The sequence below is a fragment of the Sphingomonas oligophenolica genome (genome assembly GCF_039522915.1).
GTDB lineage: Bacteria > Pseudomonadota > Alphaproteobacteria > Sphingomonadales > Sphingomonadaceae > Sphingomonas > Sphingomonas oligophenolica.
In genome coordinates, this window is record NZ_BAAAEH010000005.1 from 65,404 (window position 1) to 87,398 (window position 21,995).

A 21,995-nucleotide genomic window follows, 5' to 3' on the forward strand; every position below is an offset into this window, starting at 1 on the left:
AGCGTGCCGCATGGGCGAAGACAGCAAGATACCGAAGCTCGAAGACGTCGCAGAGATTGCCGGCGTATCGTCTGCAACCGTTTCCCGCTTCTTCAACAATCCGGGCATGGTCGCTGCGGCGACCGCCGAGCGCATCCGCGCCGCGGTCGCCCAGAGCCATTATGTCCCGAACCTGATGGCGGGCGGTCTCGCCTCGAGTCGGAGCCGGCTTGTGGCGGTAATGGTGCCGGACATCGCCCAGTCGATCTTCAACGCGACCGTCGAGGCAATGGTCGACGAGCTCTCGGTCGGCGGCGACATCGTCATGCTTGGGCTGACCGGAATCGACAATGCGCGGATGCCGCATCTGATCTCGGCCGCGCTCGCCCGGCGGGCGGATGCCATCATCCTCACCGGCCTTCTCACCGATCAGGCGACGCGCGACCTGATCCGCCGGCGCGAGACGACCGTGATCGAGACCTGGGGCCTGCCCGAGGACCCGATCGATATCGCGGTCGGCTTCTCGCACCGGGCTGTCGGCCAGGATATCGCGCGCTTCGTCCATGGCCGCGGCTATCGCCGGCCGCACCTCCTCAGTGCGTCCGGCACAAGGGCGATGGAGCGGCGCCAGGGGTTTCTCGATGACTGGGCGTCGGCCGGCGGGGCGACACCGACTGAACAGGTCTTCACCAGCCAGACCCGTTTCGGCCATGGCCGCGCCGCCTTTCGCAGCCTGCGCGAATTGGACGAGCGGCCCGATGTGGTGGTGTGCAGTTCGGACTGGCTCGCCCAGGGGCTTCTGGTCGAGGCGATGGCGGCCGGCGTACGCGTGCCCGACGAGCTTGCGGTGGTCGGCTTCGGCAACCTCACCATGGCGGCCGAGATGCGGCCGACGATCACCACGGTCGATATCGACGGCGCAAGGATCGGGCGCGAAGCGGTCAATGTCCTGCGCCGCCGCGCGGCGGGCGAGAAGATCGAGCAGCGTCATATCGATGTCGGGTTCAGGCTCATGGTGCGCGAGAGCGCCTGAGCCTTTCCTTCCCCGGCGGAGGCCGGGGAAACAGGGAAGAAGAGGGGCTACCTCGCCAGCCGCGCCGCCAGCACCGGATCGGCCACGCATCTGAACGAAGCCGCCACATTGGGATCGCCCTTGCCGTTATAACGCGCCCGCTTCGGAAAAGCGCACAGCGCCCGAGTCAGCAAAGTCTTCGGCCCATCGGTCCGCGCCGCGACCAGCATGTCCGCCGGGCGAGCCCGCTCAACCCAGTCGATCAGCGACCAGAGGATGTCGCGAGACCCGTCGCCAGGCGCTGTATTCTGCCCTGAGCCGCCGAACTGCGCCGCGCCGGGGCCGCCGCCGCAATGATACATGCCCGGCACCATGAACAGCCGCACGGAGTGCGACAGCCGTGCCGCGCCGCCATTGGCCCGCGCCAGCGCCGCATAATAGTCGATCGTCGGCCCGGCGATGACGGAGGGGTCCTGCCAGCCCTGATAGAGGATCGCCTTGCCGCCGTGCGCGAGGAACGGCGCGATGCGCGTGCTGTCGGCGCGCAATTCGGGCATCGCCTTGTTGACCAGGGCCAGGTCACGGGTGCGCTGGAAGCTGCCTTCATCCCAGTCGGGGTTGCGATAGACTGCATCGGCCCACATTGCGCGGAGCAGCGGGGAGGGCGGGCCGGGGCGAGTGCGGACGCCGGGGAGCAACCCCTTGTCCATCGGCCGGCCATGTTCGTCGGGCATCGGCGCGATAATGCTCTTCAGCATCGCCAGCTTTGGCGCCGGGAGGCAGTGTTTCGCCTCGCCCGGTTTGCAGAGCAGCACCGCCGGATCGAACCTGCAGGCGAGCGGATTCTCGACGATCCCGTCGCGCACTCCGTCATTTCCGTCGCATGCCTTGTTCGAGGCCGCTTCGTACAGGGCCCAATCGGCATCGCTCAGGGCGCCTGCGGGGTCGCGCTTCTGGGCGAGCGAGAACCACATCATCCGCACCGAGATCAGCGGCATATAGGGGCCCGGCGCCCCCGCGATCACGCCGTCATAATCGGCCGGATAGTCCTGCATTTCCTTCAGCGCCTGGCGACCGCCGCCTGAGCAGCCGAGAAAATAGCTCCGGTCGGCGGGCTTGCCGTAGAAGCTTGCGACCAGCGCCTTGGCGGCTGCCGCGGTCAGGTGGATCGCGCGGTGTTCGTAATCCACCCGCGCCTTGGCTTGCATCATCCAATGCGCCTGGCTCGACCTGTGTCCGCTGTCGGTCGTGACGGTCGCGAAGCCCTCGCCGATCCGGCGGCTCATGTCGTTGTAGTTGAGGACGCCGGCATCGCCGCCGACCCCGGCGCCGAGCAACCGGCCATTCCAGGTCGCGGGCAGCCATAGCTCGAAGCCGATATTGCCCTCGATCGTCCCTTCGATCCTGCACAGCGGCACATGGACGGGGAGGGGCTTGTAGAAGCTGTCGGTCGTGGGCGCCCAGCCCGGGCCCGGGTCGATCATCGTCGCCTGGCGGACCAGCACTGATCCGGGCCAGGCGCCCGCCATCGTCGCGCAATCCCTTGCCTGGGCCGGCGCTGCCCAGATGGACAGCGCCGACGCGGTGGCGATGGCGAGCGCGCGCTTCACCGGATCAGAACTTGACGCCTGCGGTGAAGGAGATCAGCCGCGGGATCGGATTGGCCGATTGCGGATCATAGCCACGGGTCGTGTCCACGAACGGCGGATCGCGGTCGAACAGGTTCCGCGCATCGACCGAGACGGTGATGTGCGGCGTGACGTCATAGCCCAGCGACAGATCGACCGTGTTATAGGCGCTGACATGCTGGTTCGGTACCAGGGTGGTGTTGCGATAGCCGGACAGATGGTTGAGCGTCAGTCGGCCGCGAAAGCCGTTCCAGCTGATCCCGGTATCGGCCTGCGTGCGGAATTTCTGGGTAAAGCCGATCGTGTTGAGGACATTGACGAGGCCGGCGTCGGGCACTGCCTCGAACTTGTACTCGGTATAGAGCGTACCCTGCACGCCGGCGTCGATCTTGAAGTCGCCCCAGCGCCAGTCATAGTTCAGTCCGAAATCGAGGCCGCCGACCAAAGACGTCCCCAGATTCTGGCGCCGCCCGTCAGCAATGAACGCCACGGCCGAGGTGTTGATCGCATTGTTGATCGGCAACCCCGAATTGATCAGCGCGGTCACCTGCGCCGGGGTCGGATTCAGGTTCACGAACGAGGCGTAGATCGGGTTGGTGAGCAACCCGGCGGTGCCGCGCAGCGCCTGGATCTGGTTGGTGTAGTTGATGTGGAAATAGGTCAGCGAGGCGACCAGCCCCGGCACACCGCGCGGCGCCACCTCGACTCCGCCCGACCAGGTCGTCGCGGTCTCGGGCTTCAGGCCGGGATTGCCGCCGGCAATGCCGATCCCGGTCAGGTTCCCGCTCGGTCCCGGCAGCGTGTCGTAATAAAGCCCGGCACCGCCGGCGATCGTCGAGACCTCGGTGAAGGTCGGCGCGCGGAACGAGGTGCCATAGCTGCCGCGGAAGGTGACGCCGGCGACTGGCTTGTAGGTCAGGCCGATCTTCGGGTTCGAGGTGCTGCCGAAATTGCTGTAATCCTCGTAGCGACCGGCGGCCGACAGGGTGAGCTGCTCGATCCCCGGCATGGCGTTGTCCGCGCCCACGATCGGCACGAAAAGCTCGGCGAACACAGCCTTCACGTCGCGGCTGCCGGAATCGGCGATATGGACTTGCGCCGCGCTGGTGCCGGTCGCGAGATCGGTGAAGGTATATTCCTTGCGATACTCGCCGCCCACCGCGAGCCGGACATTGCCGCCCCAGAAGTGGAACAGCGATCCGTCGAACTGGAGGTTGGCGACATCGAGCCGGGTCGCGCCGGTGATGACGAAATAATTGTCGTTGATCTTCGCCAGCGTCGCGGGATTGTTGGGCCCGCCGAACACGTTGAGCGCGGTCGCCGCATTGGTGTCGGCAAGCGCCGCGTTGAGCGCCGCGGTGTTCACGCCCTTGCGGCGATCCGCGACGTCGCGCGACTGGCCATGCGCATAATAGGCCTTGGCCGACCAGTCGCTGAACAGCTTCGCCTCGATGCCGCCGGTCAGATTCCAGGAATAGGAATGATAGGCGTTCTGGTCGGGCCCGAGCTCGGGCAGGAGCGAATAGGTGACTGTCTCCTGGGTCGCGCCGGCGACCGGCGACACGAAGAAGGGATTGGTGTTCTTCACCGTGGCGTTGAAGGTGTCCGCAGTGCCCGGGATGATGCCGTCGCGATAAGAATAGAATCCGTCTGCATAAAAGCGGATGCCGCTGCCGATCTCCTGCGACAGCGCGCCGACCACGCTGACGCGCTGCTGCTCGGGAATGACTGCGTCCTGCCCGTTGTAGAAGCATTTGTTCGACGTGCCCGCGACGAGCGATCCGACATTGGCCGATGTCACGCCGCCGGCCGGAATGGCATAGGTGCTGCCGCCGACCGTGATCGTGCCGGGCCTGCAATTGGTGGTGCGCAGGTCGCGGCCGCCGCGATAGCGGTTATCGTCCTGGTACCAGCTCAGATCCTTGCCGAGCAGCGCGTTGTTGCGGGTATATTCACCCGCCAGCATCGCCGATCCGCCCTCCCATTTATGGCCGATGATCGCCGAGAATTGCGCCTCGTTGTAATTGCCGTCTGTGAAGCCGTAGCGCGCACGCGCCTCGACGCCGTCGAAATCCTTGCGGAGGATGAAGTTCACCACGCCGGCGATCGCGTCCGACCCGTAGATCGCTGACGCACCGTCGGCCACGACCTCGACCCGGCCGAGCGCGATGCTCGGCAGCACTGAGGGGTCGGTATATTGTCCTTGCGTGCCCTGCGGCGGAAAGCGCTTGCCGTCATAGAGGAGCAGCGTGGCGCCGGTGCCGATGCCGCGCAGGTTGATCCCGGCGCCACGGGTCGCGTTGGCCGCGCCGTTCTGCGCCGAGCCGCCATTGCGGTTCGCGCCCAGCGACACGACCTGCGGCACGCGGCGCAGCAGATCGCTGACCGAGGTGACTGGCTCCTGGGCGATCTTGGCCTGGTCGATCGCGATGACGTTAGAGCCAACCGGGGCGACGCCACGGATCCGGCTGCCGGTGACGACGATTTCCTTCGCGCCGGCCTCGACGCCGTCGTCAGCGGGCGGCTGCGCCGCCTGACTGACCGGTTCGGCTGTCTGGGCCCGGGCGGGTGCTGCGATGACGATCGCGATCGTCGCAAGTGCTGCCCCCGAGGCAAACATGGTCCGGCGGTGTGTAGATGAAGCAGTCATGATCCCTCTCCCCTAAGTGCCGCTCGCGCATCTCCGTGCCGTCGCGGGTGATTGTCGAATTACTGAGTCTCGGCGCGTGCCGGCGTGAGCGATGCCCCCAGCCTTGGCGCGATCGACAGCAGGACGATCGCGGCAATCAGGATGGCGGCGCCGAGCGTCTCGGCGGCTGTCGGCGGGCGCAGCCCCCAGCCCCAGGCCAGGATGAACGCAGCGGTGACGCCGGCGAGCAGGCTCGACGCGCGCTCGAGCGGCACGCAATAGGCGTTCTCGCGGGCGTCGAGCAGGATGATCACCGAGAAGATCGAGACGATCGTCAGGGTGAGCGCGATCACCGCGAGCCACAGGATGACCGGATCGCCCCAGACCTGGATGAAGCCGAAGCCGAGCTCGCCTGCCTGATCACCCATGCCGGCGGCCGAGATGACGGCGAGGATAGCCACCGAGGCAGGCAGCGCGACCACTTTCTCCTCGACGAAATAGCGCCGCACCGAGGCAGGGTCGCCGGTCTTCGACACCCTGGTCATCATCGTTAGGCGCAGGAAATAGCCGAGCGTGTAGAGCGCGACCGTCGCGATCGCGAGCGGCGGCAGATCGAGCCCGCCACGTGCGTTGAGCGTGATGAACAGCGCGATCGCGACCATAACCAGCGCCGTCCAGCTCCACCAGCGCACCCGCCTGCCGAACAGGATGTCGACGAGCGGCGCGATGATCAGGATGTCGCCGCGCATCAGCAGCTGAATGAACGGGATGCTGACACCCTTGAAGGTGAAGGACAGGGGGACCGTGAATACGATCAGCGCAGTGCCGATCCCCGAGATCAGCGTGTAGCGCGTCGGCATCGGCACGCGGAGGCCCGCGACCTTCACTGCATTCGCGTCGCGATGCCAGCCAGACCACCAGATGAAGAGATAGGTCATCAGCGTGTTGATGATCAGCGAGGCGGGAAGCGTCTCGAGCCCGGTCAGCGGTCGCCCGAGCGCGCCGTGCGGCAGGCTGGTGATCAGCTTGGTGATGATGACGTTGGGTAGATAGAACAGGAAATAGAGGCCGACATAGCCTTCCAGCGGAAAGATCCGGCGCGCGCTCATGCCGCCAGGTCCAGCTCGACCATGTCGTCACCCGCGCGGTAGCGGGCGTTGAGGCCGGCTTCCTCGGTGACGGCAGTCATATAGTCGACCACAGCGGCATAATTCTCGTCGCCCCGCGCTGGGAAGCGGGGCACCGCGTCGCTGCCGATGTGGAGCGGCAGGAAGCCGGCGCGCACGATCCGCCCATCGGCGATTTCGAGCCGCGCGACCATCGAGAGGCGCGCCGCCTTGGGGAAATTGTAGAGGCTGTCGAAATCGGGCTCCCATTCCTCGGCCAGCACGCGGATTTCGTTGAAGCTCTTCGATGCGGCATGGACCGGGTCCATGCGGAGGTCGGTCGCGAAATTGCACAGCGAATAGAAGACCGGCTTGCCCTGGATCAGCTCGCAGCCTTTCAGGATATGCGCGTGCCCGCCGAGGATCGCATCGGCACCGGCGGCGATCGTCGCGCGGGCGACGTCACGCTGATAATCCGCGATCGTCGCGCGGACGAAGTGGATTCCCCAGTGGTGCGAGACGAGCACGACATCCGATTCAGCCTTGGCCGCTCGGATATCCGCTTCCATCGCGGCCAGGTCCTCGCGGTGGGGATAGCTGTGGATCCGCGGCGGCGTGCCGGGCTGGTCGTGCTCGATCTGCTCGTAATGGGTGAAGGCGCGCATCGGTGCGCAGCCGGGGCGACGCTCGTCGGCCCAATAGGCATGCGGCAGGATGCTCGAATAAGCGAGGAAGGCCACTGTCGTGCCGTCCGGCAAGGTGAAGCGCACCGGCTTGCGCGCCTCGGCGATGTTCGCGCCGACGCCGACCACACGGACGCCCGCCGCCTCGAGGTTGGCGACCGTCTCGAACATCGCCTCATTGCCCCAGTCGAGGCAGTGATTGCCCGCAAAGGAAAGTATATCGAACCCGGCCGCGCCGACCGCCCGGGCACCGTCAGGCCGGGCGAGGACGGCGTGGCGGGCCTGGGGCAGGCGGGTGCCGCGCTCGGCGAAACTCGTCTCGAGCTGGCCGAAGACGATGTCCGCCTGGCGCAGCACATCGGCTGACCCCGCGAAGCAGTCGTCATAGGCCTCGCGGTCCATGGCGAGATCCCCGGTCGCAAGAATAACCGCGCTCATGAGCGCGCCGTGCCGCGAAGCGCGCGTGCCGACCCAATGATGCCGGGTCCTCTCCGCGGACACTTGATGTCATGTCTCATAGCTAATCGGATAGGGAATTGTGAAAGCGCTTGCAATAGCATTTGGCGGACCCCGTTCATGCCGGGTCGCCGTGGTCGGCGCGCGCGATTCAACTCGGCGGTCCGGAACGCTATGCGCCGGCCGGCGCTTGCTCCGCTCCACCGCTCATTCTCATCGTTGGAAAAAAGCGAAGGCGGGCCGCTCCCTGTTCCTGTGCAGCGGCTCCCTGTTAATGCATTGATGATGTTCAGTAGAATATTGATAAAAAACGGAAATATGGATTTTCGAGAAAGGAAAATTGAAATCCTTCCCTGTTCCTCCCTGTTAACGGGCCGGAACAGGGGGGAAATCGCTTCGGTCGTCTAGCGGCAAGCCTTTCCGCGGATGCAGGGGCGCAGCATCGGCGGCGGCGTATATCCGACGAAAAGCGCTGGTGGCGTCGGCCAGCGACCCTGTCCGATCCGCTCGCCGACCATCTTCAGCGAGGCCATCACCGTCGCCGTGTCGAAGCCGCAATGGCCTGCATTCGCCACCCACAGCGCGTGCACCGACGTGCCATAGCCATTGTCTGCGGCGGCCTCGGCATAAGCCCGCTGCAGCGAAGGCGATGTGACGCCGTCGCCGATCATCTGCACTGCGAGCAGCGGGGCACGGGGCCGCGCATTGGGGGTATAATGCTCGGTCATGTACCGAATGGCGGCCGGATCCGCTGCGATCCGCTTGCCGACCTTGAGCCTGGCAAGATCCGCGTCGAGATCGAGGCCGGATTTGGCGTATAGCGACCGCACCATTGTCTCGCGCCCGGACAGCTTCAGTTGGGCGCCGTAATCCACGCCGGTATTCCAGGAGAATATCCCCTTGGCGCGCGCCTCCTGATCGACGCGCGGCAGGAACACGCCGATTGTCAGGGTTTTGGCCATCTCGGCTTCCTGCGCTTCATAGTCCTCGCTGTCGGGTCGCGGGCCGTCATGCGTCGTCCAACCCGGCAGCCCCGCCAGCACCGCCGCGAGTGCTACGCGGGCGCGCCCGGCGGGGTTGGCCTGAGCTTCAGCCAGCACCTTGCCGATCCGTGCCGCATTGGCCCGATCGTCGTCGATCGCGACGAGGCGAATGTCCGACTCCGGCGCGAGCAGGGTGCGGAAGGCATAGGCCCCGTCCAGCCCCATGTTCATCATGCCGACCGCGCCCCCGATCGATCCGCACAGCGCGAGCGCGCCGTCCACCCGTTTCGGCGTGCGCTCGGCGAGTGCGGTGGAGACAAGCGCCCCCATCGACATGCCCCAGGCAATCACCCGTCTTGGTTTGCCGAACGCCTTGCCGAAGGCCTCAACAGTACCAAGCTGGTCGGGGACCGCACTCTCAAGCGCCCACCCCGCATCGGCAAAACTCGATCCGGCGATGGCATAACCGGCTGCAAGCAAGGCAGCGCGATGTGCCCTTGGTGCGTCCTCGGCCGGGGGCAGGGCGGGGGCGTAGCCATGGCTCCACAGCAGCAGGGTCCCGTTCCAGTTGGGCGGCACGGTCGCCGTCCATTTCGCGCCGTCAGCGAGAACGCCACTGGCCGCCCTTGCGGCCGCCGCGTCGGGTTGCGGGGTGGGCGCGCCGCTCGCGGGAAGCGCCGCGAGCGCGCCGATCAGCGCCATCGTCACCAGCCCTCGCATCACGCTCTCCCTTGCCGCCATGGGATCGCTTCTAGCTTTTATGAAAGCGTTTGCAATTCGGTCGTTGCCGATCAGGCGCACGAACGTCGGATCGCGCGCGGTTCCTTCAGCTCCGGAAACAGGAATCGTAGATACGGTCGAGCAGCGCGCTCAGCACCTGAAGGTCGTTCGGGCCGAGCACGTTGAGGACATCGCGCTCGACCGATTGCAGCCGGGCGAACATCGCATCGAGCGCAGCCTCGCCCTTGGGCGTCGTGTGGAGGGCATGGCGTCGCCGGTCCGTCGGCGAGTGCCGCCGCTCGGCCAGTCCGAGCCGCTCGAGATCATCGATCACGGCGACCGCCAGCGACTTGTCCACGCCGATTTCCCGGGCCATCATCGCCTGAGAGAGCCCCGGATTGGCCGAAATCAGGGCGAGCGAAGAAAATTCGCCCGGCCGCAACCCATGCTCGACAGCGTCCGCGGCAAACTTGCTCGAGAGCTGGTTCTGTATCCGCCGCAACCGGAAACCAAGGAAGTTGCCGAGCCGGCCAAGATTCAGGTGTTCCGCTCGCGCGGCGCGTACAGGTTTGGCATCGACCGACATGAGCATTGCTTAATCAATTGACCAGATGAAACAAAGCGCGAAACGCGGCGACGGTGTCGTGCCATGTTCGGGTGACGGACCGCATGGCAGTTGCCGCGACCCGCGCCCGCTTCCGCTCAGTCGATCTTCTTCTTCAACACCGTCCATTCGGAATTGGTGCAAAGCCGGCACGAGGCGCCGCTGAACCAGCGTGCTGCGGCGTTATCGTGACGGAGCTGCCAGTCCAGCCAGGCGACATCGACCTGCGTGACCCTGCCGCCATTTGGCTGGTGAAAGGTCCCGCCATGGCCAACCCCCAGGCTCACGAGCACGGCCGGCACCTTGTCGATCCGGCGATAGTCGTCATTGCCGTTGGGCCATGCGATGTCGGTCGGGCCGCCCATGATGTAGAGGATGGGGGTGTGCAAGGTTTGCAGCAGCGACTTGTCTACCGTGATGCCGCGGATGGGATTGGTGCCATCGGCAAAGATGCCGCTGTTGTGGATGATGACCGCGCGGATCCGCGGGTCGCCGGCGATCTGAAGTGCCTGCAGACCCCCACAGCTATGGCCCGACACGGCGACCATCTGCGGATCGATCCGGCGATAGAGCGGGCTGGCCGGCCGCGCGTTTTCAGCGAGCGCCCAATCGATCCCTGCTGCCACCTGCGCCGTGGTCGTGTCCACGCCGAGCGCGCCGAGCGCGCCGGGTGCGCCGGGCGACTTGGTACGGGGCGGTGCTCCGGGGCCGGAAAGGACGCGTCCGGGTGCAATGACGAGATAGCCGTGGGACGCAATCTCCTCGAGATGGAGGCGCGCGCTCGCTCCGTCGGCGCTGCAGCCGCCATTGCCCCACACCAGCACGCCGAGCTTCCGACTGCCGAGCGCTTTCAGATTGGCGGGACGATAGATCACGTGATCGGCAAAGCCGGGATCGACCAGCTTCGCCGCCGGGTAGGGCCCGCTGCCGGGCGTGTCCGGCATTGCGTCATAGGCGGCGAACTCGAGCCGCATCTGCTCCTGCGCTTGTGGCGACGGCGCTGTCTGGCCGAGTGCTCCCCCGCTCGCTCCCAGCAAGCAGGCTGCGCCGACGATCGATGCCAAAGCTTTCATGAGACCTCCATTCGTTGAAGCGGGTTGATGCTTTGGACGATCATTATCGTGTGAGGGTGCCGGGTTCACAGCGAGATCGTCGCAGTAACGGAGATGAGACGACCGATCGGATTGGTCACGGTCGGATCGAAGTCGCCGCCGCCGTTCGGGCTTTGCGGGATGTTCACGAAAGGCGGACGGGGACGGTGAGTGTCGCGGTCGGGCGGGCCGGAGTGAATTCAAATGTCCGTCGCGTATAGAGCAGGTCTGCCGAGAGGTGGATCCGTGAGCCGATATCCTGGCTGATCGATCCCATCACGCTGTCGCGTCGTTGCGACGGCATCAGGTCCTGACCCTTAAGCGTATCGCATTTGTTGACTGTCCCCGCCGAGAGCCCCGGCAGGGCGCAGCTTGTGCCATTGATGACGAGGTTGGCGGGATTGCACTGGACGCCCCGATAGTCACCGCCGCCGCGCCCGGTGAGGTCAGCGGCATAGAAGCCTCTGTTGGCACCGTTCAGCGCGGTGTGGCCGCTATGTTCGTAGGACAGGGTGATGTTGCCAGCCCCGCCCGACGTGCTTCGGCTGTTCTCCGTCACGCCCTGATTGATGACCTGGGGCAGGTTCTGGACGAGCCGGGTGGTATTGGTCGCACCGGATGCGACAAGGTCGGCGCGGGCCTGTTCGATCAGTGGCGAACCGACCGGCGCGGCGCCACGGATACGGCTACCCGTCACGACGACGTCAGGCGCGGCCCGCGGTGTATCGCCGGGTTGCACGGACGCCGCGCCGGGCGCCTGGTCTGCGCCGTTCGGGGTCGTCTGGGCCTGGGCTGCGATTGCCCAGACGAGGGCAGCGACGGCAGCGCCCGACTTGAGTCCGATGGCGACCAGAGCCTTGAAATCGTTCTTCACGATCGTCTCCTGTGTTCGTTTCATTGGGCTCCGGCCTCGAAGCTGACCGATGTGATGGAGGGAATCTAGATGCGCGAGGTCAGGGAGCGGCCGTAGAGCCTCCATTCTCGGGCAGCGTGCCCCTGATCTCAGTGATGTCGCGTTGGCGTGTGTCCGCATCGGCAAGCACCATATGCAACCGCTGATCGCGGCCGCCCCGTGCAAGCGACACGGCACTGGGCGGGAGGAATGTCGTTCTCGACAAGGCCATGCCGGCGGCGACGCGCATCGAGCCTTGGCCGTGCATGAAGTTTACTCTCCCTTCGACGGTCTCCGCGCTCCCAAAAAGATAGTTATTTAAAACTGTATATGCAATCAACTATTATTTATCGAAACTTTTATCCTTAGCGCTGCTATGGGCCTGAGGTAAAAAGGTCGTTGAGTCAGCGCATTGGCGAGCGCCAAAGGAGCATTGCTGTTGTCCATGACCTCCCTCGTCATCGGACAATGATGCGCGCGCGAGGTTAGGGAATGCGGGAGTGCGATCTGCTCGCTGCTGGCCGCCAGCACCGGTCGCGGGTCGCGCAAGATGGGGCGCACCGCGCGATGCCCGCCCTGCACGGGGTCGGCGCCAGGGTGGCAGCTTTACTGGACTGCGCTTTTCGACGTCGTGAAGCAGGCCGAAATGGATATCGATCACCCAGGTCGCTTATGCGGCTGGATATAGTCACCCCTCCAGCTTTTCGCGCGCCGTTCAGAGGCGCTTTGGAACGACGCCAAGCGAACCGCGGCGGCGTGGCCTGTCCGACGTGTAGCGCCAACCGGGATGCGTTTATCCGTGTCAGCCGCCCATGCCTCGAAGTAGCTGGAGATCATGTCGAGGATCCGGCGTCGAGCATCCGGGTGCGAGAAGCCGTAATGCCCAAAGGAAAAGTAACGGAAGCCGAGCCGGTACGAACCCGTCTCATACTCTCCTACGGACGCGGCTATTCCTCAATAACGGGCAGAACACCGTCCATGAATAGGCAGCAGAGTGCGGCGACGGTCTCGCTGCACGGCATCAGGCGTTCGAGGGCACCGTGTGATCCAGGTCACCTCTCGCTTCCGTCAGGGATACGCTTGGCGCACATTCAGGTCGACATGCACCCGGATCGCGTCGTGCCGCCAATATTCCTGATCATATTCAACCACGCGCCCGGCCGCGTCGAAGCTTGTGCGCACGACCAACAGGCCGGGGGTGCCGGACTTGACGCCAAGTGCGTCGGCTGCCTCCTTGACCAGTGCGCAGGGGCGCATATCGACGCGATTGCGCGCGACAGTGACGCCGTACTGTGATGTCAGGATGTGTGTCAGCGAATCGTCGAGCGAGTGAGACAGCAGACCGGGCGCCAGCGCCGGATCGACGATGATCCGTTCGACCAGCACCGGGCGGCCGTCGATCAGGCGCCGCCGCCTAATGGTGTACAGCGTCGTGCCGGGCGCGACCCGGAAAATGTCCGCGACGGCCGGCGGCGCCGGCGCGCTTTCCTTCGACAGCGTTTCGGTGCTCGGCGTTCGCCCCTGCTCAGCCACATAGGTCATGAATCCGGCCCAGCGTGTCGGATCATAGGTGACGGCGGGGGGCGAGACATACCAGCCGCTACGGTCGCGGCGATAGATGAGCCCTTCGGCCTCCAGCTGGAACAATGCCTCGCGGATGGTGCCGCGCGCGGTCCCGGTATCGGTCTGCAATTGCCGTTCGGACGGTAGTTTGGCGCCGGGCGCCTGATTACCCATTTCGATATTGAGCGCGATCTGGTCGCGCAGGGCGAGATATTGCGGGCCGTCGGATGGCGTTCCGGGTGCGCGTGTCCAGGACAGGGGCTCGGTCTTGGGGCGCATCGATGAACCAGGATGAGTGATGGGATGACCGAACGTACTGGCCGCTCCAGTCATCTTGGCAGCGCCTTTGCTACAGGGTCAATGCGGAAAAGCGCTGCCGGGCGGTCGGGAGGAAGGTTCGCCCGGACTCATGGTGATTCCATAAGGCTGGTACAGGCCAGTCGCGGCGCAACACCCCTTAGTGTGTCGCTGCCGCAAAAAAGAAAAGGCTCCATGGCAATCGACATGATGGTTCGGGCGATTTGGCGTGATCGCGGTCAGCGCAGAAGCAGTGATTCCAGCAATGGTCGGTAGCTTTCAAGATCCGGTACGGGCCAGTCTTGACGCTTTCCCAGATCGTCATAGCGGCGCAGCCGGATCGCGTCCTCTGCGCCCGGCTTCGCCAGGAAATCTTCCATTTCCTGTGGGTTGTGGGGCCCGCCCTGAAGCGTGAGGCTCAGCTCCGACGCGCGACTGAGCCCCTCGCGATACCCCGGCTCGGCCGAGCATAGATAGCGCTTGGCCTCGACGTGCAACCGCACCGGATCAGTCACCGATGGCGGGAAATAGGGAGTGAGATAGGCGGCGCCGGATATTTCGTGCCGCGCGTCGATGCCTTTTTCTTCCGCGGCCTTGCCCGCGTCGTCCAGAAATTGACCGACATCGTGCAGCAAGGCGGCAGCGATCAGCGCCTCGGACGCTCCATCCTGTCTGGCAAGATGCGCCGATTGCAGGATATGTTCTATCTGACTGACGTCCTCGCCATAATGAATATCTCCGAACGTATTGAATATAGAGAAAATTCTATCGATAACGGTCGTGTTCATCAGTTCATCGCGCTCCGCATGAATCTCCTGGGGAGAAGGAAGGCAACCTCGCCACTCCTTGCCCGCAGAGATGTCGTCAATCTGTAGCCTTTTTGGACTATACCAGTTTTGTGACTGGCGCGCGACACGAGATGTCGTGATCGCGGGTAGGTAAGAGGGAAGGCGCTGACATGAACCGAGACCGACGGGATTTCCTGCGGCTGGCGGGCGCGGGCTCGGCGACCGCAATGTCCGGCTTCATCGACCGCGCGTTAGCGATCCCGGCGGCACGCAGGTCCGGTTCGATCATGGACGTCGAGCATATCGTCGTCCACATGCAGGAAAATCGATCGTTCGACCATTATTTCGGCATGCTCAACGGCGTGCGTGGCTTTGGCGATCCGCGGCCGCTGCGCCTGGCGGGCGGGCGGACCGTGTGGTCGCAGCCGTCGAGCCAGCATCCCGATGGCTATGTCCTGCCGTTCCACGGCAATTCGAAGACGACGCGCTCCTTCCTGGTCGACGGCGCCGACCAGTCGCATGTCGAGAATATGCAGATCTTCAATCGCGGCCGCTACGATCGCTGGGGCCATAGCGACGAGCTGCACAACCGGATGCTTCACTACGGCCCCGGCGACCTGCCCTTTTATTATGCGCTCGCCGACGCCTTCACGGTCTGTGACGCCTATCATTGCTCGACCATGACTCAGACCTATCCGAACCGGTTGCACCTGTTCACCGGCTGCAACGGCGGCGGCACGGTCGGCGGCGACCCGCAGATGCAGAATTACGGCGAGGACGAGACGCCGAGCGCCGACATGGCGATGGACAGGCCGATCGATCCCAAAGCCTATGGCTGGACGACCTATGCCGAGCGGCTACAGGCGGCGGGTGTCAGCTGGAAGGTCTATCAGGAATATGACAATTTCGGCGACAACCTCCTGTCGGTCTTCCCGGCGTTCCGGCCCTGCGCGAGAGATAGCGACCTCTATCGTCGGGGCCGGTCCTGGGTCAGCGAGCATGCCGAGGGCGAGGATCGCACGCGGTCGGATGGCGAGCAGCTCGCCGCCGCCTTCCGCCGCGATATCGAGAGGGGCCAGCTGCCACAGATCAGCTGGATCGTGACCGCCGCGGATCTGTCGGAGCATCCCAAGGCCGAGCCCTCCAAGGGCGAGCATGTGACCGCGAAGCTCATCGAGGCGCTGATCGATAATCCCGATATCTTCGCGAAGACCGTCTTCATCCTCACTTATGACGAAGCGGGCGGCTTCTACGACCATATGGCGCCGCCTGTGCCACCGGTCGGCAAATATCCCGGCAAAAGCACCGTCCCGCTCGACGGCGAAACCAAGGATTATCGGGGCTCGGGCGGGGCAGGCGACGAGCAGCACCCAATCGGTCTCGGTATCCGCACCCCGACGGTGATCATCTCGCCCTGGAGCCGCGGCGGTAATGTCTGCTCGGAGCTGTTCGACCATACTTCAGTCCTGCAGTTCATGGAAAAGCGTTTCGGCGTGCGTGAGACGAACATCAGCCCGTGGCGCCGTTCGGTATGCGGCGACCTCCTGTCGGCCTTCGATTTCTCGGACGGGCAGCGGGTGCGCGCGCGATCGCTGCCCGGCACCGACGATTTTCGCGAGCGTGTCGCGCGGTCGACGGCCGGGACCGCCAACGCGATTCCCGCGCGGCAGTCGCCGACGGCGCAGATGTCCGGTCAGCGCGCGCATCGGCCGCTGCCCTATCGGATCGTTGCTGACAGGCATGTGGACGCCGATGGGCGCCTTGCCATCGCCATGATCAACCTCGGCAACGCGGGCGTTGTGCTGACCGCGCACGACAATCGCGACCGCCTGGAGCCGCGCCACTATACGATCGGGGCGGGCGACCGTATTGAAGATGCCTGGGACGTGGAGGACGACATGTTCGATCTGACTCTGCGCGGTCCCAATGGTTTCTTGCGGCAATTCGCGGGACGTCTCGGCAAGGGCGCCGGTCGCCAGGTGCGTCTTGTCGACCATCCCGAGATGGACGCCGTTGAGCTCCGGTTCGAGAATCGCGGCGATGCGCCGCTGGCCTTCACGATTGCGCTGGACAAACTCTATCCCACTGACGCCGCGCGAACCCGCATTGTGACGGTGCCTCCCGGCAAGGCCGCCGCTGATCTGTGGCGGTTGTCGAAGAGCGACAACTGGTATGATCTTTCAGTCACGACAGGATCGAAGGACGGGGCGCTCTGGCGCTATGCCGGCAAGGTTGAGAATGGCAGACCCGGCCGCACCGATCCAGCGATCGGCATGATGCGGATTTAGATCCACCTGTGGTCTGGACCATCAATAGGACGTGGGGTGAGGGGAAGCGGGATGTGGAAGGCGGCGGTGGTGCTGATGGCCGGTCTGGTCCTGTCGGCCAGCGTGGAGGGGGCCGGGTCTCGCTGCGACCTCGGGGCAGCTGATGCGTCCGGCGCCGGGGTCGATTGCCAGCGCGCCTGGATGGACCGCAACCTGAAGCTCAATGATCTCCTCACCATCGGCACGCATAACAGCTACAAGACCGCGCTGCCCGACGCGGTCCTGGCACTGCTCCACAAGGCGGCGCCGGACCGCGCGGACGAGATTGATTATGCGCATCGTCCCTTGTCGGAGCAGCTGGACGCCGGCGCTCGCCAGCTCGAGATCGATGTCTATTATGATCCCCAGGGCGGGCGCTTCCTCTATCCGGCCGGGCTGCGCGCCGCAGGCGTCGCGCTTGACCCGGCCCGGCGGGCGGCGCTCGCCGAACCGGGTTTCAAGGTAATGCATGTCCAGGACATTGACGTCCTGAGCTCGTGCGTCACCCTGAAGGCCTGTCTCGGCATCGTACGGCGCTGGTCGCTCGCCCATCCGGACCATGCGCCGATCATGCTGATGATCAACGCCAAGACCGACCCGTCGCCGGTGCCCGGCGGCATGGCCGCCTTGCCGTTCGACGCAGCCGCCTTCGACGCTCTGGATGGGGAAGTCCGCGCGGTGTTCCCGCCACAGGCGCTGATCACGCCCGATGACGTCCAGGCTAGCTATCCGACGCTGCGCGAGGCGGTGATGCACGACGCCTGGCCGGCGCTTGGGCAGGCTCGGGGGAAAATGCTGTTCGCCCTCGATGAGGAGCCGGCAAAGGTTGCGCTCTATCGCGGGAAGCGGCGATCGCTCGAGGGCAGGGTGTTCTTCGTCAACACCGACGAGAGCTCACCGGCGGCGGCCTATCTGACGCTCAATGACCCAATCGCTGAGGCGGGGCGCATCCGCAATGCGGTCGCGGCAGGCTTCATCGTCCGTACCCGCGCCGACTCGGGGACGCTCGAAGCGCGACGGAACGACACGCGGCGGCGCGACGCAGCGCTCGCGTCCGGTGCGCAATTCGTCTCGACGGACTATATCTGGCCGGAACCTCGGCTGCACAATGACTATCAGGTGCGCCTGCCGGGTGGCGCGGCGGTGCTGTGCAATCCGGTGCGCGCCGGCCGCCGGTGCGCGGGATTTGCGGTCGAGACTGCAGGCCCGGCAAACAGCGCCTATCTGTCGCCAGAGACCACACCCGATGGCCTTCGCATCCTGCCGCCGCCGCCGGCGGCCGGCGGGCCGGTCGCCATGGCTGACCGTCGGGTGTTCGCAGCGACGCGCCGGCTGCAGGGCTCGCCGCGATGGAAGGTGGCGACATCCGACGTCGGCACCGAGGCCTTCGAGCATTTCGCCTGTGCCCTCGGCGTCAAGCTGGACCCCAAGACGGTGCCGGCCCTGACGCGTCTCTTCGACCGGGCCGAAACCTCAGGCGTGGTCGATCCTGTCAAGCAATTCTACCATGTGCCGCGACCGTATATCGGCTCGACGGCGCCGATCTGCCAGCCCAGGACCGGCGCGCTCGCGGCCAATGGCGACTATCCGTCCGGCCATGCTGCGGGCGGGTGGATGGAGGCGCTGATCCTCGCTGAACTCGCGCCGGACCGGGCAACCGAGATTCTGGCGCGTGGGCGTGCCTTTGGTGAAAGCCGGCTGGTCTGCGGCGCGCACAGCTTGAGCGCGGTCGAGGCGGGATGGCTGGCGGGCGCGGCTGCGACCGCTGCCCTGCACGGCTCCGCCGAGTTCCGTGGCGATCTGGAGGCAGCGCGCGCCGAGCTGGTCACGGCGCGCGCGAGCGCTCCCGCACCCGACGCCGCAGTCTGCCGCGTCGAAGCGGCTGCCCTGGCGAGGGCAGCCTATTAGAGCGGGTTAAGGAATGCGGAGAACCGGCTCTGCCGCAACCCGCTTCCATTCCGATTCGAGAGCATGTTGAATCACCTCCAACGGACCAGCGCCCCGACTCAGATCTTCAGGACATCCGGGCGTCAGGCCAGTGCGGGCACAGGACGGAAGCCCGATCTGACCCGGTGACGGAGATCTTCCTTTTCACCCATATATCTAATTGGTCTAGTCCAGCTTTTTTGCAGTACGCCGGTGGCGGCTCATGAACTCTCGTCGGTCGCGGCGCGATCATCGACCGCCGGTGTGGAAGGCCCCGATGGGGGTTAATGCCCCCGTATCACCGCTGAATTGGGTCCCAAAGTCCGCCCCCCTTTGGCTCACTTGGGCATTCGGCCGGATTTTTGCAGAAAACTCGGTTCCGGCCCGGTTTCGGGAAGAACTGTCACAGAGGTGTCTCCGCAGCATGCTTTAGAGCTCTGGTCCATACCAACGATGCGGGGGCATTCATGACGAAACCATATCCCGTTCGGGCCAAGCGCCCGAACCTGAAGAGCTTTTTACTGGCCACCGTTGCTGCGGTGATCGCTACGGTGTGTCCGCGAATCGCCTTCGCGCAGCAGGCCTCCGGTACGCCCGGCTCCGACACCCCGGCCTCCAGCAACCCGGGCGACGACGTCGTCGTCACCGGCTACCGGAAGTCGCTGAGCGACGCGCGCAAGATCAAGAAAGACGCGGTAATCCAGAAGGATGCGATCGTCGCCGAAGATATGGCGAAGTTCCCGGAACTGAACCTGGCCGAGTCGCTGCAGCGCCTGCCGGGCGTGCAGATCACCCGCGAGGCTGGCGAGGGCCGGCGCATCTCTCTGCGTGGCCTCGGCCCGGATTTCGCCCGCGTGCAGCTCAACGGCATGGAAGTGCTGGGCAATGTCGATTCGGCACAGGACAGCCGCGGCCAGCGGACCCGCGACCGTGCCTTCGACTTCAACATCTTTGCCTCGGAATTGTTTCAGCGGGTAGAAGTCGAGAAGACCTTCGAGGCGGCCCAGAACGAGGGCGGCATGGCCGGTACGGTCGGCTTGTTCACCGGCAAGCCGTTCGATTACGGGGAAGGCCTCAGGGGTGCCATTTCGGGCAAGCTGGGCACCAACCAATACACCAAGGACGCGCAGCCACGCGTCGCCGCGATGCTCAGCCAAAACTGGGACAACAGGTTCGGCATTACGCTCTCGGCCGCCTATTCCAGGCGCAAGACCACGGAGCAGGGCCACAACGACTATAACTACACCAAACCAAGCGCTTCGACCTTGAACGACCTGGTCAACCTTGGCGGCCTGGACATTTCCCATCTGAGCGCCGCGCAGCAAGCCAAGTTCCTGTCCGGCGACCTGTATTTCGCGGATGGCAACCGCATCTCCTCCTGGAACGCGCAGCAGGAGCGTCTCGGTCTGACGGCCGCGGTGCAGTGGCGGCCGGCGGACAACCTGCTGCTGACACTCGATGGACTATATGGCCAGTTCACCACGCATCGCGACGAGTTGCACCTCGCGACGCGGCCGATCCACGGCCCCGGCTCCGTCGCATTCGACGGTCCGGCCAGCGCCCCGTGGCCGGTCGCCTTCCAGAAGGCGTCGGTCATCAACAATATCGCATGGGACAGCAGCAATTACGTCACCATGACCGACGTTACCGGCACGACTTTCGGGAGCGAGCATCGCCGGGAACTGAACGAAAATCGTTTCAAGCAGGGCGTGCTGACCGCGAAGTGGGACGCATCGGACAGCTTCTCGGTCGACGGGCATTTCGGTTATGAGAAGTCGACCTACGAAACGCCGTATGACGACAAGTTCTACATGCGCGCGAAGGGCAACCAGATCGCCAATTATGGCGCCGACGGGCGGTCGGCTTCGTTCCAGTATCCGGGCACGGATCTCACCAATCCGGCCAATTATACGATGGACGATTTCTACTATCGGGCCTTCCACAATTCGTCGGAGCTGTGGGAGGGCGCGCTGAACCTGCATTACAAGGTCAACGATGTTTTTGCGCTGCGCGCCGGCGGAGCATATCACCGCTTTACTCAAGACGGCACGGATCTCTTCTATGACGGCGGCGTCAATGGCACAAACGGTGAGGCGCGGGGCACCTCGGTCGCTGGCATCACCGATGTGTTCACGAACAGCTTCGGTTCGTGGCTGATCGGCGACTACGCCAAGGGTTTCGCGAAGTATAATGAGTATCACCGGCTCGGGCCCAAGCCAGACGGAACGGGCGGTACGATCCAGGACATCGAGAATGTGTATACGACCACGGAGGAGACCTTTTCCGGGTTCGCGCAGGTGGACTGGGACGGCGAACTCTTCGGCAAGCACTTCCGCGGCAATGTCGGCGTGCGGGGTTATCACACCAACACCCACAGCATGGGCTGGATCCAGGGCGACAGCTATGCCTATCTCGGCACGGCCGACGTGAAAGGCGAGTATTCGGGCGTGCTGCCGGCCCTCAACACGGTGCTGGACCTGACGCCGGAAGTACTGGTGCGCTTCGCCGCCTCGCAGAACCTGAACCGTCCGGGTCTGGGCTCGATCGCGGCCAAGGGCAGCGCCTTCCTGGGGAACGATACCTGCGATCTCAGCGCGAATGCGCAGAACAGCACCTGCAATATCAGCGCGTCGCGCGGCAACCCCAACCTCAAGCCTTATAAGGACACCACGCTCGATTTCTCCGTCGAATATTATTTCGGCAAGGTGGGCCTGCTTTCGGCGAGCGTGTTCCACAAGTGGATCACGAACTTTATTGGATCGGAGACCCTTGAGAACATCCCCTTCAGCGAGACGGGCGTTCCGTTCGGCACGATTCCCGGCGCAACGGCCAACACGATCGTCAAAGAATTCGACATGCCGATCAACATCCCCGGCACGAAAAATCTCACCGGCGTGGAGCTGGCGGCGCAGGCCCAGTTCTCGTTCCTGCCGAAGCCTTTCGACAATCTGGGAGCTGTTGCTAACTTTACTTATGTGGATGCAGATGAAGCGCTCACCGGCATATCGAAAACCAGCTATAACGCTACGCTCTATTATGAAACCAATCGCTGGGGTATTCGCGGCTCGCTGAATCACCGCAGCCGCTGGTACACCGGGCATAACAGCACCGTCATGAACGCCGGCACGGCAGGCTTCGAGGCGTCGACCTATGTGGACGCCGCAGCCTTTTACAACATCACAAAGACGTTCCAGGTCACGCTGAATGCGATCAATCTGACCAACCAGAAGGATACGCAGTTCTGGGGCCAGAACCGGTACCTCTACAACCAGACCCAGAGCGGCACGACTTACACGGCCGGCTTCAGCTACAAGTTCTGAGACCCATGCCCC

17 protein-coding genes are annotated in these 21,995 nt (G+C 64.6%); 6 read left to right on the plus strand and 11 right to left on the minus strand.

The features are described from left to right. The first annotated feature begins 10 nt into the window (after positions 1–10). On the plus strand, positions 11–1,012 hold the full coding sequence (locus ABD050_RS02820) for a LacI family DNA-binding transcriptional regulator (protein WP_343887621.1): 1,002 nt from the start codon (positions 11–13) through the stop codon (positions 1,010–1,012). 47 nt (positions 1,013–1,059) lie between these two features. Here ABD050_RS02820 and ABD050_RS02825 read toward each other — a convergent pair whose 3' ends face one another. From ABD050_RS02825 to ABD050_RS02850, 6 genes are all read right to left on the minus strand, one after another. After that, the gene (locus ABD050_RS02825; protein ID WP_343887622.1) at positions 1,060–2,601 is read right to left on the minus strand and encodes a tannase/feruloyl esterase family alpha/beta hydrolase; all 1,542 of its coding nucleotides are present in this window, start codon (positions 2,599–2,601) and stop codon (positions 1,060–1,062) included. A 4-nt stretch (positions 2,602–2,605) separates the two neighbouring features. Then, entirely contained in the window at positions 2,606–5,269 is a 2,664-nt protein-coding gene (locus ABD050_RS02830) for a TonB-dependent receptor plug domain-containing protein (protein WP_343887623.1), read from the minus strand. A gap of 59 nt (positions 5,270–5,328) precedes the next feature. Beyond that, complete coding sequence (locus ABD050_RS02835; protein ID WP_343887624.1) at positions 5,329–6,357, minus strand: hypothetical protein; 1,029 nt, start codon at positions 6,355–6,357, stop codon at positions 5,329–5,331. Beyond that, entirely contained in the window at positions 6,354–7,475 is a 1,122-nt protein-coding gene (locus tag ABD050_RS02840; RefSeq protein WP_343887625.1) for a CapA family protein, read from the minus strand. Before ABD050_RS02840 ends, ABD050_RS02835 begins: the two co-directional genes overlap by 4 nt. Before the next feature lie 422 nt (positions 7,476–7,897). Continuing rightward, positions 7,898–9,217, minus strand: coding sequence for an alpha/beta fold hydrolase (locus ABD050_RS02845; protein ID WP_343887626.1), 1,320 nt, complete (start codon positions 9,215–9,217; stop codon positions 7,898–7,900). Between the two features lie 85 nt (positions 9,218–9,302). Then, entirely contained in the window at positions 9,303–9,698 is a 396-nt protein-coding gene (locus ABD050_RS02850; protein ID WP_343888067.1) for a MarR family winged helix-turn-helix transcriptional regulator, read from the minus strand. On the opposite strand from ABD050_RS02850, the gene ABD050_RS02855 reads away from it, so the two are divergent. Continuing rightward, complete coding sequence (locus ABD050_RS02855; RefSeq protein ID WP_343888091.1) at positions 9,642–9,803, plus strand: hypothetical protein; 162 nt, start codon at positions 9,642–9,644, stop codon at positions 9,801–9,803. The two genes, ABD050_RS02850 and ABD050_RS02855, sit on opposite strands and share 57 nt — an antisense overlap. A 95-nt stretch (positions 9,804–9,898) precedes the next feature. Here the strand turns inward: ABD050_RS02855 and ABD050_RS02860 are convergent, their stop codons facing one another. The 3 genes from ABD050_RS02860 to ABD050_RS02870 all read right to left on the minus strand — a co-directional run bounded on the left by ABD050_RS02860 (position 9,899) and on the right by ABD050_RS02870 (position 12,051). Beyond that, positions 9,899–10,873 (minus strand): alpha/beta hydrolase, encoded by a 975-nt coding sequence (locus tag ABD050_RS02860; protein WP_343887627.1) that lies wholly within the window; start codon positions 10,871–10,873, stop codon positions 9,899–9,901. Between the two features lie 163 nt (positions 10,874–11,036). After that, positions 11,037–11,789: a hypothetical protein gene (locus tag ABD050_RS02865; RefSeq protein WP_343887628.1), complete on the minus strand. Its 753-nt coding sequence runs from the start codon at positions 11,787–11,789 to the stop codon at positions 11,037–11,039. 55 nt (positions 11,790–11,844) lie between these two features. Beyond that, the gene (locus tag ABD050_RS02870) at positions 11,845–12,051 is read right to left on the minus strand and encodes a hypothetical protein (protein WP_343887629.1); all 207 of its coding nucleotides are present in this window, start codon (positions 12,049–12,051) and stop codon (positions 11,845–11,847) included. A gap of 388 nt (positions 12,052–12,439) precedes the next feature. Here ABD050_RS02870 and ABD050_RS02875 point away from each other — a divergent pair, with 388 nt between their 5' ends. Next, on the plus strand, positions 12,440–12,559 hold the full coding sequence (locus tag ABD050_RS02875) for a helix-turn-helix domain-containing protein (RefSeq protein WP_343888068.1): 120 nt from the start codon (positions 12,440–12,442) through the stop codon (positions 12,557–12,559). A gap of 292 nt (positions 12,560–12,851) precedes the next feature. On the opposite strand, the gene ABD050_RS02880 is transcribed toward ABD050_RS02875, so the two are convergent. Next, positions 12,852–13,679 (minus strand): UTRA domain-containing protein, encoded by an 828-nt coding sequence (locus ABD050_RS02880; protein WP_343887630.1) that lies wholly within the window; start codon positions 13,677–13,679, stop codon positions 12,852–12,854. A gap of 203 nt (positions 13,680–13,882) precedes the next feature. Next, positions 13,883–14,431, minus strand: coding sequence for a phosphonate degradation HD-domain oxygenase (locus tag ABD050_RS02885; protein WP_343887631.1), 549 nt, complete (start codon positions 14,429–14,431; stop codon positions 13,883–13,885). Between the two features lie 170 nt (positions 14,432–14,601). Here ABD050_RS02885 and ABD050_RS02890 point away from each other — a divergent pair, with 170 nt between their 5' ends. The 3 genes from ABD050_RS02890 (at position 14,602) to ABD050_RS02900 (ending at position 21,983) form a co-directional block, all read left to right on the plus strand. Then, positions 14,602–16,719, plus strand: a complete 2,118-nt coding sequence (locus ABD050_RS02890) for a phosphocholine-specific phospholipase C (protein WP_343887632.1) — start codon at positions 14,602–14,604, stop codon at positions 16,717–16,719. Positions 16,720–16,770: 51 nt separating this feature from the next. Beyond that, positions 16,771–18,645, plus strand: a complete 1,875-nt coding sequence (locus ABD050_RS02895; RefSeq protein WP_343887633.1) for a Ca2+-dependent phosphoinositide-specific phospholipase C — start codon at positions 16,771–16,773, stop codon at positions 18,643–18,645. Between the two features lie 485 nt (positions 18,646–19,130). Continuing rightward, positions 19,131–21,983 carry a TonB-dependent receptor gene (locus ABD050_RS02900; RefSeq protein ID WP_343887634.1) on the plus strand — a complete coding sequence of 951 codons (2,853 nt, stop codon included), beginning with the start codon at positions 19,131–19,133 and terminating at the stop codon, positions 21,981–21,983. Positions 21,984–21,995 lie beyond the last annotated feature (12 nt).